The 15837-nt window shown below is 71.5% G+C and carries 11 protein-coding genes; 4 read left to right on the forward strand and 7 right to left on the reverse strand.

Annotation, left to right across the window (positions count from 1 at the left end):
* The first annotated feature begins 85 nt into the window (after positions 1 to 85).
* The gene (locus tag IEX42_RS15960) at positions 86 to 2989 is read left to right on the forward strand and encodes a vitamin B12-dependent ribonucleotide reductase (protein ID WP_188780665.1); all 2904 of its coding nucleotides are present in this window, start codon (positions 86 to 88) and stop codon (positions 2987 to 2989) included.
* A 101-nt stretch (positions 2990 to 3090) separates the two neighbouring features.
* On the opposite strand, the gene IEX42_RS15965 is transcribed toward IEX42_RS15960, so the two are convergent.
* Positions 3091 to 3624, reverse strand: coding sequence for a hypothetical protein (locus IEX42_RS15965; RefSeq protein ID WP_188780666.1), 534 nt, complete (start codon positions 3622 to 3624; stop codon positions 3091 to 3093).
* A gap of 75 nt (positions 3625 to 3699) precedes the next feature.
* On the opposite strand from IEX42_RS15965, the gene IEX42_RS15970 reads away from it, so the two are divergent.
* The gene (locus tag IEX42_RS15970; RefSeq protein WP_188780667.1) at positions 3700 to 4719 is read left to right on the forward strand and encodes an LLM class flavin-dependent oxidoreductase; all 1020 of its coding nucleotides are present in this window, start codon (positions 3700 to 3702) and stop codon (positions 4717 to 4719) included.
* Between the two features lie 98 nt (positions 4720 to 4817).
* Positions 4818 to 6284 (forward strand): benzaldehyde dehydrogenase, encoded by a 1467-nt coding sequence (locus IEX42_RS15975; RefSeq protein ID WP_188780668.1) that lies wholly within the window; start codon positions 4818 to 4820, stop codon positions 6282 to 6284.
* Positions 6285 to 6293: 9 nt separating this feature from the next.
* On the opposite strand, the gene IEX42_RS15980 is transcribed toward IEX42_RS15975, so the two are convergent.
* From IEX42_RS15980 to IEX42_RS16005, 6 genes are all read right to left on the reverse strand, one after another.
* Complete coding sequence (locus IEX42_RS15980) at positions 6294 to 6494, reverse strand: hypothetical protein (RefSeq protein ID WP_188780669.1); 201 nt, start codon at positions 6492 to 6494, stop codon at positions 6294 to 6296.
* A gap of 207 nt (positions 6495 to 6701) precedes the next feature.
* On the reverse strand, positions 6702 to 8066 hold the full coding sequence (locus tag IEX42_RS15985; protein WP_188780670.1) for an MFS transporter: 1365 nt from the start codon (positions 8064 to 8066) through the stop codon (positions 6702 to 6704).
* Positions 8063 to 10036 (reverse strand): oxidoreductase, encoded by a 1974-nt coding sequence (locus tag IEX42_RS15990; protein WP_188780671.1) that lies wholly within the window; start codon positions 10034 to 10036, stop codon positions 8063 to 8065. Before IEX42_RS15990 ends, IEX42_RS15985 begins: the two co-directional genes overlap by 4 nt.
* Before the next feature lie 192 nt (positions 10037 to 10228).
* The gene (locus tag IEX42_RS15995) at positions 10229 to 10579 is read right to left on the reverse strand and encodes a DUF3870 domain-containing protein (RefSeq protein ID WP_188780672.1); all 351 of its coding nucleotides are present in this window, start codon (positions 10577 to 10579) and stop codon (positions 10229 to 10231) included.
* 45 nt (positions 10580 to 10624) lie between these two features.
* Positions 10625 to 11980, reverse strand: coding sequence for a lipase family protein (locus IEX42_RS16000; RefSeq protein ID WP_188780673.1), 1356 nt, complete (start codon positions 11978 to 11980; stop codon positions 10625 to 10627).
* A 90-nt stretch (positions 11981 to 12070) separates the two neighbouring features.
* On the reverse strand, positions 12071 to 12436 hold the full coding sequence (locus IEX42_RS16005; RefSeq protein ID WP_188780674.1) for a hypothetical protein: 366 nt from the start codon (positions 12434 to 12436) through the stop codon (positions 12071 to 12073).
* Positions 12437 to 12550: 114 nt separating this feature from the next.
* Here IEX42_RS16005 and IEX42_RS16010 point away from each other — a divergent pair, with 114 nt between their 5' ends.
* Positions 12551 to 15778, forward strand: coding sequence for a DEAD/DEAH box helicase (locus IEX42_RS16010; RefSeq protein ID WP_188780675.1), 3228 nt, complete (start codon positions 12551 to 12553; stop codon positions 15776 to 15778).
* The last annotated feature ends 59 nt before the right edge of the window (positions 15779 to 15837 follow it).

Consider the following 15837-nt stretch of genomic DNA (forward strand, 5'->3'; position numbering starts at 1 on the left):
CGCCCGGCGCACGTTGTGGGGAAGCGACGTGCGCCGGGCACCACACGACGAGAAGCAAGCAGCACACCACCAGGGGAGCAGTGAGATGACCGAGATGATGGACAAGAAGACGGCCGGCGAGGGCGTCCGCATGGAGCGGGTGTTCTCCACCGAGGGCGTCCACCCCTACGACGAGCTCGACTGGGAGCGCCGCGACGTCGTCCAGACCAACTGGAAGACCGGCGAGGCCGTCTTCGAGCAGCGTGGCGTCGAGTTCCCCTCGACCTGGTCGCTCAACGCCTCCACCATCGTCACCACGAAGTACTTCCGCGGCGCGGTCGGCACGGAGGCCCGCGAGTGGAGCCTCAAGCAGCTCATCGACCGCGTGGTGTCGACCTACGTCGACGCCGGCGAGGAGCACGGCTACTTCTCCGGCCCCGAGCAGGCCGAGATCTTCGAGCACGAGCTGACCTGGCTCCTGGTGAACCAGTACTTCTCCTTCAACTCCCCGGTCTGGTTCAACGTCGGCACCAAGAGCCCGCAGCAGGTCTCCGCCTGCTTCATCCTCTCGGTCGACGACTCGATGGACTCGATCCTGAACTGGTACAAGGAGGAAGGCTTCATCTTCAAGGGCGGCTCCGGCGCCGGCCTGAACCTCTCCCGCATCCGTTCCTCGAAGGAGCTGCTCTCCTCGGGCGGCACCGCGTCGGGCCCGGTGTCCTTCATGCGCGGCGCCGACGCCTCGGCGGGCACCATCAAGTCCGGTGGCGCCACCCGTCGCGCGGCCAAGATGGTCGTCCTCGACGTCGACCACCCCGACATCGTCGAGTTCGTCGAGACCAAGGCCAAGGAGGAGGACAAGATCCGCGCCCTGCGCGACGCGGGCTTCGACATGGACCTCGGCGGCGCCGACATCACCTCGGTGCAGTACCAGAACGCCAACAACTCCGTCCGGGTCACCGACGAGTTCATGCGTGCGGTCGAGGAGGGGACCGACTTCGGGCTGCGCGCCCGCGGCACCCACGAGGTGATCGAGACCGTCGACGCCCGCGAGCTGTTCCGCAAGATCTCCGAGGCGGCGTGGGCCTGCGCCGACCCGGGCCTGCAGTACGACGACACCATCAACGACTGGCACACCAACCCGGAGACGGGCCGGATCACCGCGTCCAACCCGTGCTCGGAGTACATGTCGCTGGACAACTCGTCCTGCAACCTCGCCTCGCTGAACCTGCTGAAGTTCCTCAAGGACGACGACACCTTCGACGCCGAGACCTTCGCGAAGGCCGTCGAGGTGATCATCACGGCGATGGACATCTCCATCTGCTTCGCGGACTTCCCGACCGCCCCGATCGGCGACACCACGCGCGACTACCGCCAGCTCGGCATCGGCTACGCCAACCTCGGCGCGCTGCTGATGGCGATGGGTCTGGGGTACGACTCCGACGGCGGCCGCTCGATGGCCGCAGCGATCACCTCGCTGATGACGGGCACCTCGTACAAGCGCAGCGCCGAGCTCGCCGGTGTCGTCGGCCCGTACGCCGGCTACGCCCGCAACGCCGACGCCCACAAGCGCGTCATGCGCAAGCACCAGGCCGCCAACGACGAGGTGCGCACGCTGCACGTCGAGGACGCCCGCGTGCTCAAGCTGGCCACGCAGGCCTGGGACGACACGGTCAAGCTGGGCGAGGTCAACGGCTACCGCAACGCGCAGGCCTCCGTGCTGGCGCCGACCGGGACCATCGGCTTCATGATGGACTGCGACACCACCGGCATCGAGCCCGACTTCAGCCTGGTCAAGTTCAAGAAGCTGGTCGGTGGCGGTTCGATGCAGATCGTCAACCAGACCATCCCCCGCGCGCTGACCAAGCTCGGCTACCAGCCCGAGCAGGTCGAGGCGATCGTCGACTACATCGCCGAGAACGGCCACGTCATCGACGCGCCCGGCCTGAGGACCGAGCACTACGAGGTCTTCGACACCGCGATGGGCGCCCGCTCGCTGAAGCCGATGGGCCACGTGCGGATGATGGCGGCGGCGCAGCCGTTCCTGTCCGGCGCCATCTCCAAGACGGTGAACCTGCCGGAGAGCGCGACGGTCGAGGAGATCGCCGACGTCTACATGGAGTCCTGGAAGCTCGGGCTCAAGGCGACCGCCGTCTACCGCGACAACTGCAAGGTCGGCCAGCCGCTGTCCGACGGCAAGAAGAAGGCCGCCGACGAGGACAAGACGGAGGCCGCGCCGGTCGAGACCGAGGTCGTCGAGAAGGTCGTCTACAAGCCGACCCGTGCCCGCCTGCCGAAGTCGCGCAGCGCCCGCACGACGAGCTTCACCGTGGGCGGTGCCGAGGGCTACATGACCTCCGGTGCGTACGACGACGGCCGCCTCGGCGAGGTCTTCCTCAAGCTCGGCAAGCAGGGCTCGACCCTGGCCGGGGTGATGGACGCCTTCTCGATCGCGGTCTCGGTCGGCCTGCAGTACGGCGTCCCGCTGGAGACGTACGTCTCGAAGTTCACCAACCTGCGCTTCGAGCCGGCCGGCCTCACCGACGACCCGGACGTCCGGATGGCGCAGTCGCTGATGGACTACGTCTTCCGCCGGCTGGCGCTGGACTACATGCCCTTCGACGAGCGCTCGATGCTCGGCATCCACTCCGCCGAGGAGCGCCAGCGCCACCTCGAGACCGGCTCGTACGAGCCGCCGATGGGTGACACCGGCACCAGCGACCAGCTGATCTCCGCCCCGGTGGTGGAGGCTCGAGAGGTGGTCGAGCCTGTCGAGACCCCCGCCGAGGTCGAGGCCGAGCTCCTCGCCACCGAGGACCTGGCCGACGAGGTGATCGCGGAGTCCGCCAAGCCCGCCCCGCGCGAGGCCCACACCTCCGCGGAGCTGATGGAGAAGCTCACCGGCACCGCCGTGGACTCCCCGCTGTGCATGACCTGCGGCACCAAGATGCGCCCCGCCGGCTCGTGCTACGTGTGCGAGGGCTGCGGCAGCACCTCCGGCTGCAGCTGAGGATCGACGAGGGCCGGTCACCGATGAGGTGGCCGGCCCTGTGGTCGTTCTGCCGTGGTGATGGGAGCCGCCGGACACGAGCGTCTCACCCGGGGGTCGGCTCAGTAGCCGAACACGTGGACGCTGAGCACGTCGATCTCGCGTCGCGGATCGCCGAAGAAGGCGCCAAGTCGGCGGGCGACGAGAGGAAACGGCTTCTCTCGCGGCTGCCCGTCGGGCTTCCAGTTGTTGTTCGGCACGATCAGGAAGAGATGTTGGGCGTCGGGCGCGACGTGGGCTTTCCACAGGTCCTTCAGATCGTGATTGTTCGTCGTGGTGCCGCCTCGTTCGACCTCGGCGATGATCCCGCGTCCCTCGGCGACCGGGAAGAAGAAGTCTGGTCGTGCTCGAGTCACCAGCCCCTCCTGCGGAGTCAGCACGATCTCCTCGCCGAAGCCGATGTCGTCTCGCAGGAGGCTGGCGAAGTGGTCCTGGATGACTCGGCTCGAGGCGTTGTGCACATGGAGCGTGGCGATCACGTCCGACGTACGGTCGATCTCGATCAGCAGCCGCGCTGCGAGACCGTCGACCACCTCCAGTTCTGCGTCGTCGTCGGGAGTACGGCGAGACCGGACCCACCGCTCGTACGACGCCACGACGCGTGAGCTTCGCGCAGAATCACCGAAGAAGCTAGCGGGGAACATCAGCAGGAAGTTGAGAGTTCAACCACCATGAAGAAGATCGGGTTCTTGTCCTTCGGTCACTGGAGCGACACGCCGCACTCGGCGACGCGGACGGCCAGCGACGTGCTGCACCAGTCCATCGACCTGGCGGTGGCGGCCGAGGAGGTCGGCGTCGACGGGGCGTACTACCGCGTGCACCACTTCGCACGGCAGCTCGCGTCCCCGTTCCCGCTGCTGGCGGCAGTGGGTGCGAGGACCAACCGCATCGAGATCGGGACCGGCGTGATCGACATGCGCTACGAGAACCCGCTCTACATGGCGGAGGACGCCGGGTCGGCGGACCTGATCGCCGACGGCCGGCTGCAGCTCGGCATCAGCCGGGGATCACCGGAGCAGGTGATCGACGGCTACTCCTACTTCGGCTACCGGCCCGCGGAGGGCGAGGACCACGCCGACATGGCGCGGCGGCACACCGACGTGTTCCTCGACGTCATCGAGGGCAAGGGGTTCGCGCAGCCGAATCCGCGACCGATGTTCCCGAACCCGCCCGGGCTGCTGCGGCTCGAGCCGTACTCCGAGGGTCTGCGACAGCGGATCTGGTGGGGCGCCGGGTCGCGCAGCACCGCGGAGTGGACGGCCGAGAAGGGTATGAACCTGATGAGCTCGACCCTGCTCACCGAGGACACGGGGGTCCCGTTTCACCAGCTCCAGGCCGAGCAGATCGAGCGCTACCGCAAGCGCTGGGCCGACCAGGGCCACGGCTTCGAGCCGCGCGTCTCGGTCAGCCGCAGCATCTTCCCGATCGTCAGCGCGACCGACCGCGCGTACTTCGGCCAGTCGGGCGGCGACACCGACCAGGTCGGGATGATCGACGGTGGGATGGCGCGCTTCGGCAAGACGTACGCCGGTGAGCCCGACCAGCTGGTCAAGGACCTCGCCGAGGACGAGGCGATCGCGGCCGCGGACACCCTGCTGCTGACCATCCCCAACCAGCTCGGCGTCGACTACTGCGCGCACGTGCTGGACAGCCTGGTCCGCTACGTCGCTCCGGAGCTCGGCTGGCGCTGAGGCCCGCTTCTGCTGATCGGAATGCTCAGAGGGGCCGGCGCCCAGCGCGGGTGCGAGAGTGACGGGAACCACACATCATCGATGAAGGGTGCGCTTTCGTGACGTTGCTCGACTCGCCCGACTGGCAGGGACAGATCCTCGCGAACGGTACGTGGCGCGCCGGCGGTGGGGGCGACGCCGCGGTCGTCGAACCGGCCACGGGCGCCGAGCTGGGCCGGTACGGCGTGGCGGACCGCGGCGATGTCGCAGCGGCGTCGGCGGGCGCGGCGCGGGCTCAGCGGGAGTGGGCCGCCGCGTCGTACACCGAGCGCGCGGCGGTGCTCCGAAGGGCCGGCGACCTGTGGGCCGAGCACGCCGAGGAGATCACCGGCTGGAACGTGCGCGAGGTCGGCGCGGTGCCGGGCATGGCCGGCTTCTCGCTGCACGTGGCGGCCCAGGAGTGCTACGAGGCCGCCGCGCTGACCGGCCGTCCCGTCGGGGAGGTCCTGCCCAGCGAGCAGCCCCGGCTGTCGATGGCCAGGCGCGTGCCGGCCGGTGTGGTCAGCGTGATCTCGCCGTTCAACGTCCCGATCATCCTGGGCATCCGCTCGGTCGCGCCCGCGCTGGCCCTGGGCAACGCGGTGCTGCTCAAGCCCGACCCGCGCACCGCGGTCACCGGTGGCGTGCTGATGGCCCGGATCTTCGAGGAGGCCGGCCTGCCCGCGGGAGTGCTCTCGATGCTGCCGGGAGGTGCCGACGTCGGCGAGGCCCTGGTCACCGACGAGCACGTGCGGGTCGTCTCCTTCACCGGCTCGACCGCGGTCGGGCGCAGGATCGGTGAGCTGGCCGGCAAGCACCTCAAGCGCGCCCACCTCGAGCTCGGCGGCAACTCGGCGCTGCTGGTCCTCGACGACGCCGACGTCGAGGCGGCGGTCGGTCTCGCCGCCTGGGGCTCGTTCTTCCACCAGGGGCAGATCTGCATGACCACCGGCCGCCATCTCGTGGCCGACGGGCTCTACGAGGACTTCGTCTCCGCGCTGGCCGAGAAGGCCGCGGCGATGCCGGTCGGCGATCCGGCCGGGGGAAGCGAGGTCGCGCTCGGCCCTGTCATCGATGCCGGTCAGCGCGACAAGATCCACGGCTTGGTGACCGACAGCGTCACGCAGGGGGCGCGGGTCGCGACCGGCGGGACCTACGACGGCCTCTTCTACCGCCCCACGGTGCTGGCCGATGCTCCGCTGAGTGCCCCCGCCTTCGCCGAGGAGGTGTTCGGTCCGGTTGCTCCGGTCACGCGCGTGGACTCGGTGGACGACGCGGTGCGGATGGCCGGCGAGAGCGACTACGGCCTCTCGCTCGGCATCGTGACGCGCGATGCGATGCGTGGTCTGGCCGTTGCCGAGCAGATCCCCACGGGAATCGTGCACGTCAACGACCAGACGGTGAACGACGAGGCCGTCGCGCCCTTCGGCGGCGTGAAGAGCTCGGGCACCGGATCGCGCTTCGGTGGTGCCGCGGCGAACGTCGAGGCGTTCACCGAGACCCGCTGGATCACGGTGCGGGGTGAACCGGCGACGTACCCGTTCTGAGTGGTCGGCTCAGCGACCGCCAGGCGCTCCCGCGGGCGAGACGAGCACGACCTGGTGGCCCAGGTCCACCGGGGCGGAGGCGAGGTCCGCGACGCCGATCAGCAGCCCCAGCGCGATCAGGACCGAACCGGTCTTGATGCTTCCCGAGTGCGTTCGGCCCGGTCGAGCGGCCGGCGCGACGGCGAGCGGTGTGACAGCTGATGACGCCATGAGGGGGTCCCCGATTCGCTCCGTGCCGACAAGGTGCTGGCCCCGCGGTGCGGGCGCGTGGCAGCACCCTAAGCCAGAATCCCCCAAATCGGGCATCACGGGCATTTCTCAGCTGCCCGACCGGTCGGCAACCGGGCGGAGTCGTTGCCGCGGTCGAGACCGCGCGTCCTCCCAGGCCCCTGGTGGTCTAGTCGCGTACGTACCCGGTCACCCCACGATGTGCTCGGTCCGCACGGCCGTCGCGGCGCGGCGCGAGGACGAGGGTCGGGTCGTGGGCAGTGGCCGGCCCGCCATCTCCTGGTAGCGCGTGACGGCGACGAGGCACAGCAGGCCTCCGACCGTGATCAGGTAGGCCGGCATCAACGTCGTGCCCAGGCGGTCGCCCAGGTACGCCGCCAGCAGCGGCGTCCCGCCGCCGAAGATCGCGGCCGAGACGTTGTGCCCGATCGAGAACCCGCCGAACCGGACCCTGGTCGCGAAGACCTCGGGGAAGGCGGCGGCGACGCCGCCGAGGTAGGTGCCGTGGAGGGCGCCGAGGACGGCAAGGGCGACGAAGGTCGCCGCGCCTCCCTGTCGTACGAGCAGGAAGATCGGCAGCGTGAGCACGATGAACCCGGCCGCACCGGCGAGCATCACCGGTTTGCGGCCGACCCGGTCCGAGAGCCGTCCCGCGAACGGGATCACGGCGGTGTCGAACAGCACGACTGTCGTGGTGGCCAGGAACGCGGTCGAGGCGGAGAAGTCCAGGCTGTTGGTCAGGTAGGTGGGCATGTACACCAGCGACATGAAGTAGCCGAGGTGGACCAGGATGCCGAGGCCACCGGCGAGCACCACCTCGCGCCACCCGCGGACGAGCGTCTCGGTGAGCGGGTTCTTCGCCACCTCGCCCTCCTCGCGCAGTGACTCGAAGTCCGGGGTCTCGCGCAGCCGGAGCCGGATGTAGAGCCCGATCACGCCGAGCGGACCCGCGACGAGGAACGGCAGTCGCCAACCCCAGCTGCTCACCTGGTCGTCGGTGAGGAAGAGGCTGAGGACGGTGGGCGCGGCCAGCCCGAGGAAGAAGCCCAGCGTGGCCGACATCTGGATCCAGCTGGTCACGAAGCCCCGCCGGGCGACGGGTGCGTACTCCGCGATCATCGTGGTCGCGCCGGTGACCTCGCCGCCGGCGGTGAAGCCGCCGATGAGCCGCAGGGCGACGAGCAGGACCGGCGCGGCGACGCCGATGGTGGCGTACGTCGGCAGCAGCCCGATGCAGAAGGTCGCCGCGGACATCGACACGACGATGACGCACAGGACCCCTCGTCGTCCGAGCTTGTCTCCGAGCGGTCCGAAGAACGCCCCGCCCAGCGGCCGGACGAGGAACGACGCGGCGAAGGCGGCGAGGGAGAGGAGCAAGGAGGCGGTGGGGTTGTCGGAGGGGAAGAACAGGTCTCCCAGGACGACCGCCATGTAGCCGTAGACCGCGAAGTCGAACCACTCCAGCGTGTTGCCGATCGAGGTGGCGTAGACGGCCCGGCGGAGCTCCGCGGCCGGGATCTGGTCCGGCGACGTGGGCCGCTCGGTCGTGCTCATGCCCGCGCCTCGCTCTGCTCGACCCCGACCAGTCCGCGCACGGTGTCGTGCGCCTCGTGGCTGATCGCGACGTAGCCGCGGGGCGAGGAGGCGTCACCGACCACGCCGCGCACGCGTGGGTCCTCGCGCAGGGCGTCCGGCAGCGGACCGGGACGGTACGGACCGGCCGCGACGATCGAGCCGACCTCGCCGAGGTCGCGCTCGGCCGCGCTGTAGACGTGGCGGGTACGCAGGCGACCGCCCACCACGGCGACCGGCTCGGTGAGGGTGTGCACCTCGACACCGGCCTCGTCGAGACGGCGCAGGACGCCGATGCGGCTGACGTACGCCACCCGGCGCGCCGGGGCCTCGCGAGGGGTCAGGAGCAGGACCCGGTGACCGCGCGAGGCGACCTCGCAGGCGAAGGCGTAGACGGGCTCCTCCTCGACGGCGTCGACGACCACGACGGTGCCCTCCAGCTCCTCGGGCCGTACGGCAGCGGTCTCGATCGGCAGCACGGCGGCCCCCTCGACGCTCGGCGGCTCGGGGTCGGAGCCGGTGGCCACCACGACCGCGTCGTCGGGCCCCCACTCCCGGACCACGTCACCGTCGACGGCGGTGCCGAGGTGCACGGTCACACCCGCGGACGTCACGGCTCGATCGAGCCAGTCGGCGGCTCGGGCCATCGGCTCGCGTCCGTGGACGGCGGCGTCGCTCCGCAGTCGCCCTCCGCTGTGCTGGCCGCGCTCGTAGAGGTGCACCTCGTGGCCGTCTGCCGCCGCCGTCCGTGCGGCTTCCAGCCCGGCCGGTCCCGCACCGACGACGCGCAGCGTCCGGCGCCCCTCGGGAGTGACCGGTCGTTCGGCGTCAGTGGCGAGCTCGCGTCCCGTGGTGGGGGAGTAGATGCAGGCGATCGGCCGGCCCGTGTGGATGAAGTCCCAGCAGACGTTGCAGTAGGTGCACGGGCGGGGCTCCTCGCCGCTCTCGACCTTGCGCACCAGGTCGGGCTCGGCCAGCCACGCGCGCGCCATGCCGACGAGGTCGGCGGTGCCGTCGTCGATCAGCCGGTCGGCGGTGGCGACGTCCGGAACCTTGGCGACGGCCATGACCGGTGTGCCGGAGGTGGCCTCGCGCACCCCGCGACTGAGCTCCGCGAACGGCACGTCGGGGAAGCTCAGGTCCGGTACGTGGTACTCCAGGCTCGGGCTGAAGTTCGCCTGGCTCACCGCCCAGTAGTCGGGAGCGGCGCCGGCCGCCTCGACGGCACGCACGATGCGCTGGGTCTCCTGGAGGTCGATGCCGCCGTCGACGTACTCGTGCGCGGTGAGCTTGACGCCGACGGCGAAGCTCTCACCGCACCTGTCACGGATGCCGCGTACGAGCTCGACGAGGAAGGTGGACCGGCCGGTCGTGTCGCCTCCCCACCGGTCGGTGCGGTGGTTGCTCCACGGCGAGAGGAACTGGGTGATCAGGTAGCCGTGTGCTCCGTGCAGCTCGACGCCGTCGAAGCCGGCCCTGCGGAGGTTGTCGGCCGACGCGACGAACCCGGCGATCACGTCCTCGATGTCGGACTCGTCCATGGTCCGTGCCGTGACTCCGCTGTACGGGTCGCGACCGCCCGAGGGGGCCCAAGGACGCATGGTCGGGTTCCACAGTGCCTGACGTCCCACGTGCCAGAGCTGGCCGAGGATCCGCGCCCCATGCCGGTGACAGGCAGCTGCCAACTCGGTGAATCCCGGGACCAGGTCGGCGTCGTAGGCGAGCGGGACGGTCCCGTTCGGGATGGAGGAGGGGTGTGCGGACAGCCCCTCGGTGACGATCAGGCCTGCTCCGCCGCGGGCGCGGGCGGCGTAGAAGGCGATGAGCTCAGGCGTGACCTGGGAGTTGCGACCCAGGTTGTTGACCGTCGCGATGAAGGCGAGGCGGTTGCGCAGCGTGAGCCGCGAGGACGTGAACGCGGACAGCGAGGAGGACGGCATCGGCGTGGTCACCTACCTGGCCTGGCGCTCGTGCCAGGTCCTGGACCCATCACCCGGACTCACGAGGGCGACCGCCGGCGGGGCGAGCACACGGGAGAGGCGTTGGAGCCACCGGAGCCGTCGGCCGACCGGTGGGTGATGCCCATCACACTGGCTGGAGCTCCGGGTTGTCAAGGGCGGCGCCGGGTCCGGCCGCGCGGCGACTCACCGCTGCCGACTGTCGACGACCTCGAGGTAGCGCTCGGTCAGGTCGCGGCACGCTCCGATGATCGCCTTGCGCCCGTTGCCGAAGTAGCGCTGCTCCAGCGCGCCGATCAGGTCCGCCTGGTCCGCGGTGAGGTCGCGGCCGATCAACAGCTGGTGCACGAACTCGTCGGCGATCCGGGTCGCCAGCGTGGTCGAGGCGTCGACCACGCGGTGGGTCGTCGGGTCCACCCGGACGATGATCGTCAGGTGCCGCCACATCACCCCGGCGCCGGTGCTCTGGGGCAGCTGGGCGTAGCCCGCGACCATCACATCCTCGTCCTGCCGGTGGTCCGGGCTGCTCTCGCTCATGGGGCTACTGGACCACAGCCCCGCTCATCGGCTCGCCGGAACGTCTCAGCGCTGCACGCTGATCGGCGCCAGCGAGTTGCCAGGCTCGATGCTCGAGCAGTTGCTCGGCGCGGGCGTGCTGCCGAAGCGCGCGAGCAGCCAGGCGTACGCCTCCGGCGCGAACAGCGGGACGCTCGTGGTGTGGGAGGCGGGGTACTCGCGGTAGCTGATCTTCGTGCCCGCACCGCACCACTGCCGCGCCAGCGAGCGGACGTCGCCCGCGACCATCACGCCGTCGCCCTCGCCCGAGGTCGCGCTGGTCGGGGTGCCCTCCAGCTCACCGCGGGTGCCCTGGCCGATGAACATCGGGGAGGACGGCGTGGCACCGCCGGAGCCCATGATGAGCTTGTTGGCCAGCCGCACGTAGACCGGCACCGACTCCGGTGTCGGGTACTCCGGCTTCGCGATGTCCTTCCACCTCAGCCCCGGGTAGTGGGCCAGCGCGTCGGCGATGGAGGCCTTGTCCAGCTCGGCGAGGATCTGCTTCCCGCGCTCGGAGGCGTACGGCGTGAGGTCGGCGCCGTACGCCCGGGCGATGCCGATCAGGGCCATCGGCAGCACGCCGGACCAGATCGGGGTGCCCTCGACGTAGTGCAGGTTCGTGCTCGGCTTGACCAGCACACCGCCCATCGCGGTGCCGACGATGCGCTTCGCGACGTCCGGGGCGTACGACGGCGCCAGCGAGGACGCCCACCCGGAGCCGATGGCGCCGCCGGAGTAGCCGATCAGACCGACCTTGCTGGTCGCGCCGGTGCCCGACGCAGGCACCTTCGCGATCGCGCGCAGCGAGTCCAGGGTGGTGTAGCCGTACTCCGGGCCGACGGCGAAGTCGGCCGTCTGCCCCTCGGTGTCGGGGATGTTGACCGTGTAGCCGGCGAGCAGGAACGGCGCGATGAAGAGTGTCTCCGCGTTCGCGATGGCCTTGCCCAGCCCGACGCCACCGGCGATCGCCGAGGACGGCTCGTCCTCGGGGTTCAGCGAGTCGTAGAAGGACTGGTACGACACGACCTTCGCGCCCGGCGCGGGGACCAGCGGCTTGACCACGGTCGTCACGTTGGCGACTGCACGCCCCTGGGCGTCACGTGTCCGGTAGAGGACCTGCAGTGCCGGGAGCGGCGTCGGGATCCCCTGGACCGAGTACGGCACGGTGCGGGTCTTCAACGGCGTGCCAGGGGCCAGCCGGCTCAGCGGTGTCGTCCCGGTGTAGTCGTAGAACGGGTCGTCCAGCGGTGAGGCGGCCCGGACCGCCGAGGCCGACGCCGTCGGTGCCGCTGTCGCCGTGGCCGGCAGCCCGGCTCCCAGCAGGGCGACGCTCGCCAGCGCCGCGGTGAGTCCCGCGATCCTCGTGCCCCACGACCTCATGGCTGCCCCTTGCTCGAGTGACTGATGTCTCAGGCAAGTTACTCGTCGGTCACATGAAGCGCCAGTGTCCGATCACGAGGGATCGCCCGATCAGGTCGTCGAGTCCCCGGTCGTCCCTTCGCCGGACTGCGGCTCGTCGCCGCCTCCCTGAGCCCCGGTCGGCGGACCATGCCCCTCGGACTGCTGCCCGCCCGTACCCGAGCCGGGTCGGGCACCGGGCCCCGCGCCACCGGGCGCACCGCCCTCCTGGAACGAGGTCGGGGTGAGGTCGTCGCCGCCGGAGGTCGCGTGTCCGACGGCGAACCCGCCGAGACCGCTGATCACGACCAGCCCCGCGGCGGCCGCGGCCGGTCTCGCCCACCGGCGGCCGGTCCACACCGGCCCGTGGGTGCGGGCTGCGCTGGTGTCGCTCGCCGCGGTCGTCCACTGGTCCGTCGGGGCGTCGTTCCCGGTCATCGTGTCTCCTCTGGGTCGGTTGGACCGAGGCTGCCGTCGTGACCTGGCAGGGCGCCATACCTTGCCTGTGGACGACCTGGGAGAGCTGTCCGTACCCCGTGCTTGGCTTGGTTCGTGTCCGAGGTGCTGAGGGAGCTGGGGGAGACCCAGCTGCGTGCGTGCTTCGACTCCGGGACGTGGGCGCGGGGGCACGGCGTGCACGGTGAGGGTCTGGTGCGCTCGCTCGGGACCGAGGACACCAGCGAGGCCTCGATGGTGCTCGAGGGTGAGGTCTGGGGCACCGCACCCGATCCGTACGACGTCTCCGTGCGCCTGGCGCTTCCGCGGCCCGGGGCGAAGCCGCAGCTGTACGGCACCTGCACCTGCCCGGTCGGCTTCTTGTGCAAGCACGTCGTGGCGGCCCTGCTGGCCGCCCGGGCCACCCGGCCCGCCCGCGACGCCGGCTGGCGCGGTCGGTTGGAGGGTCTGCTCGACGAGGCGGAGGGCGGTGGTCGCCCCCCGGAGCGCCAGCCGCTGGCGCTGCTGCTGGAGATCGCCGACAACCGCCGCGGCGGGATGCCACCCGGACCGTCGCTCGGCCTGCGCCCCGCACGACCGAAGAAGTCCGGTGGCTGGACGTCGCACCAGGTCTCGTGGGAGGGGCTGGCCCGCGGAGGGTACGAGCCGGGCCACGTCTCGGCGCTGCGGTCCCTGCACCGGCTGGGACGGGCGCACTCGTGGTACGGCGCCGGTGCGGCACCGGTGTCGGGTGAGGACGTCGGGCCCTCGCTGTGGTCGCAGCTGATGCAGGTCAAGGATGCCGGGGTGGTGCTGGTGGGCCCGGACGGCGCGACGGTGGAGCTGCTCCACGACCGGGTGCCGGCGTCGCTGGACCTCACCCGCGACGGCGACGCGATCGCGGTGCGGATGGCCGTCGGTGACGCCGATCCGGCGGACCCGACGACGCTGCTGCTCGGCGACCCCGCCCACACCCTCGTGACGCGCGACGGCGACCGGCTGAGGGTCGGCCGGCTGGCACGGCCGCTGGACGGTCGGCTGCGCAGCATGGCACGCCGCGGCGACGTGCTCCGGGTGCCGGGTGAGGACGAGCGCGAGCTGCTGGTCGGGTTCCTGCCCCGGCTGGGCCGTCACGTGCCGGCGACCTCCTCGGACGGCAGCGTCGAGATCCCGGAGCCACCGGAGCCGCAGCTGCTGCTGCGGGTCGACTGGCCGAGCCCGGCGACGGCGGAGCTGCGCTGGCGCTGGCGGTACGGCGACCCCGACCACGACGGGACCGAGGTGCTCACGCCGACCGAGGCGTCGCCGATCCGGCGTCGCGACGAGGAGCTGGCGGTCCTGGAGCGGCTCGTCGGCGCGCTGACGAGCCCGTCGCAGCAGCTGCTGCTCACGCCGTCCAAGGCGATCCCCTCCAGTCGGCGGGTGGGGCCCGAGCAGCTCCTCTCGCTCCCGCCGACGCTCATCGAGCTGCGCGCCACCGGGCTGGTCGAGGTGGAGATGCTGAGCCCGGAGCCGGAGTTCCGCGAGGCGGAGGGCGAGCCCGAGGTGCGGTTCGCCGCCGGCGGGACCGTGCCCGAGACCGGGTCGGAGGACGACGACGCCCGCCACGACTGGCTCGACCTGGCCGTGACCGTGACCGTCGACGGGCACCCGCTGCCGGTGGCGACGCTGATCGAGGCGATGACGTCGGGGCAGGACAAGGTCTTCCTGCCCGGCGGGCTCTACGTCTCCCTCGCCGGGCCCGAGCTGACCGGTCTGGCCGACCTCGTCGCCGAGGCCGCCGCGATCGAGGCCCGCGAGCCGGGCACGCTGCGGGTGGCAGCCGCCGACCTCGGCCGCTGGGAGCAGCTGGACGCGATCGGGCTGGTGGACGCCCAGGCGGCCGAGTGGGTGCGCGCGGCCCGGCAGCTGGCCGGGGTCGACGAGCTGCCGGCCGCCGAGCCGGTGGGACTGGTCTCGCAGCTGCGGCCCTACCAGCTGGCCGGCTTCCGGTGGCTGGCCACGCTGTGGCGCTGCAGCCTGGGCGGTGTGCTCGCGGACGACATGGGTCTGGGCAAGACGCTGCAGGCGCTCGCCCTGATCGCGCTCGCGCGCTCCGAGGGCGCCGGGCCGTTCCTCGTGGTGGCGCCGACCAGCGTGGCGACGGCCTGGCTCGAGCAGGCGGCGACGCACACGCCCGGACTCGACGTGCGCACGGTCAACGGGCTGGAGAAGCGTCGGGGGCGCACCCTGGCCGAGCTGGCCGAGGGCGCCGACGTCGTCGTCACGTCGTACTCTCTGCTCCGGATGGAGTCGGCGGCGTACGCCGACCTCGCCTGGGGAGGCCTGGTCGTCGACGAGGCCCAGACCGCGAAGAACCACCGCAGCGCGACGTACGAGGCGCTGCGGCGGGTGCCCGCCGACTTCCGCCTGGCGATGACCGGCACCCCCTTCGAGAACCGGCTGCTCGAGCTGTGGGCCGTGCTCTCCCTGGCCGCGCCCGGGCTGTGGGCGCGACCCCAGGACTTCGTCGAGCAGGTCGAGCGGCCGGTCGAGCGCCGCCACGACGAGCTGGCCCTGGCGCGGTTCCGGCGCCGGGTGCGGCCGTTCCTGCTGCGGCGGACCAAGGAGCTGGTGGCCACCGACCTGCCCGCCAAGCAGGAGCAGGTCCTGCGGGTGCAGCTCGGTGCCGGCCACCGCCGCGTGTACGACACCCACCTCCAGCGCGAGCGGCAGCGCGTGCTGGGCCTCGTCGAGGAGGGTTTCGAGCAGAACCGGATCGCCATCTTCGGCGCGCTGACCCGGCTGCGGCAGCTCAGCCTGCACGCGGGTCTGGTCGACGACGACAGCGCCGGTGTCCCGTCGGCCAAGATCGACCTCCTGGTCGAGCACCTCACCGAGGTGCTCGGGGAGGGACACCGGGCGCTGGTGTTCAGCACCTTCACGGGCTTCCTCGGCCTCGTGCGCGAGCGGTTGGCCGCCGCCGGGATCGAGACGGCCTACCTCGACGGGCGGACCCGCGACCGCGCCGTCGCGATCGAGGAGTTCCGCTCGGGCGAGGCGTCGGTGTTCCTGATCAGCCTCAAGGCCGGCGGGGTGGGGCTGACGCTGACCGAGGCCGACTACGTGTACGTGCTCGACCCCTGGTGGAACCCGGCCGCCGAGGCGCAGGCGATCGACCGGGCGCACCGGATCGGGCAGCAGCGGCCGGTCTTCGTCTACCGCCTGCTCACCGAGGACACCATCGAGGAGAAGGTGCACGAGCTCCAGCAGCGCAAGGCCGCGCTGTTCGCGCAGGTGATGGACGGCGACGGCGCGGGGTCGGCCGTGCTGGACGCCGACGACGTACGAGCCCTCTTCGGCTGACGGCCTGCACCCCTCGCCCGGCGGTGCGTCTGCGAGCGGGCCGGTCGGTACCTTTGCCC

This window comes from Marmoricola endophyticus, from assembly GCF_014644415.1.
Lineage (GTDB): Bacteria > Actinomycetota > Actinomycetes > Propionibacteriales > Nocardioidaceae > Marmoricola > Marmoricola endophyticus.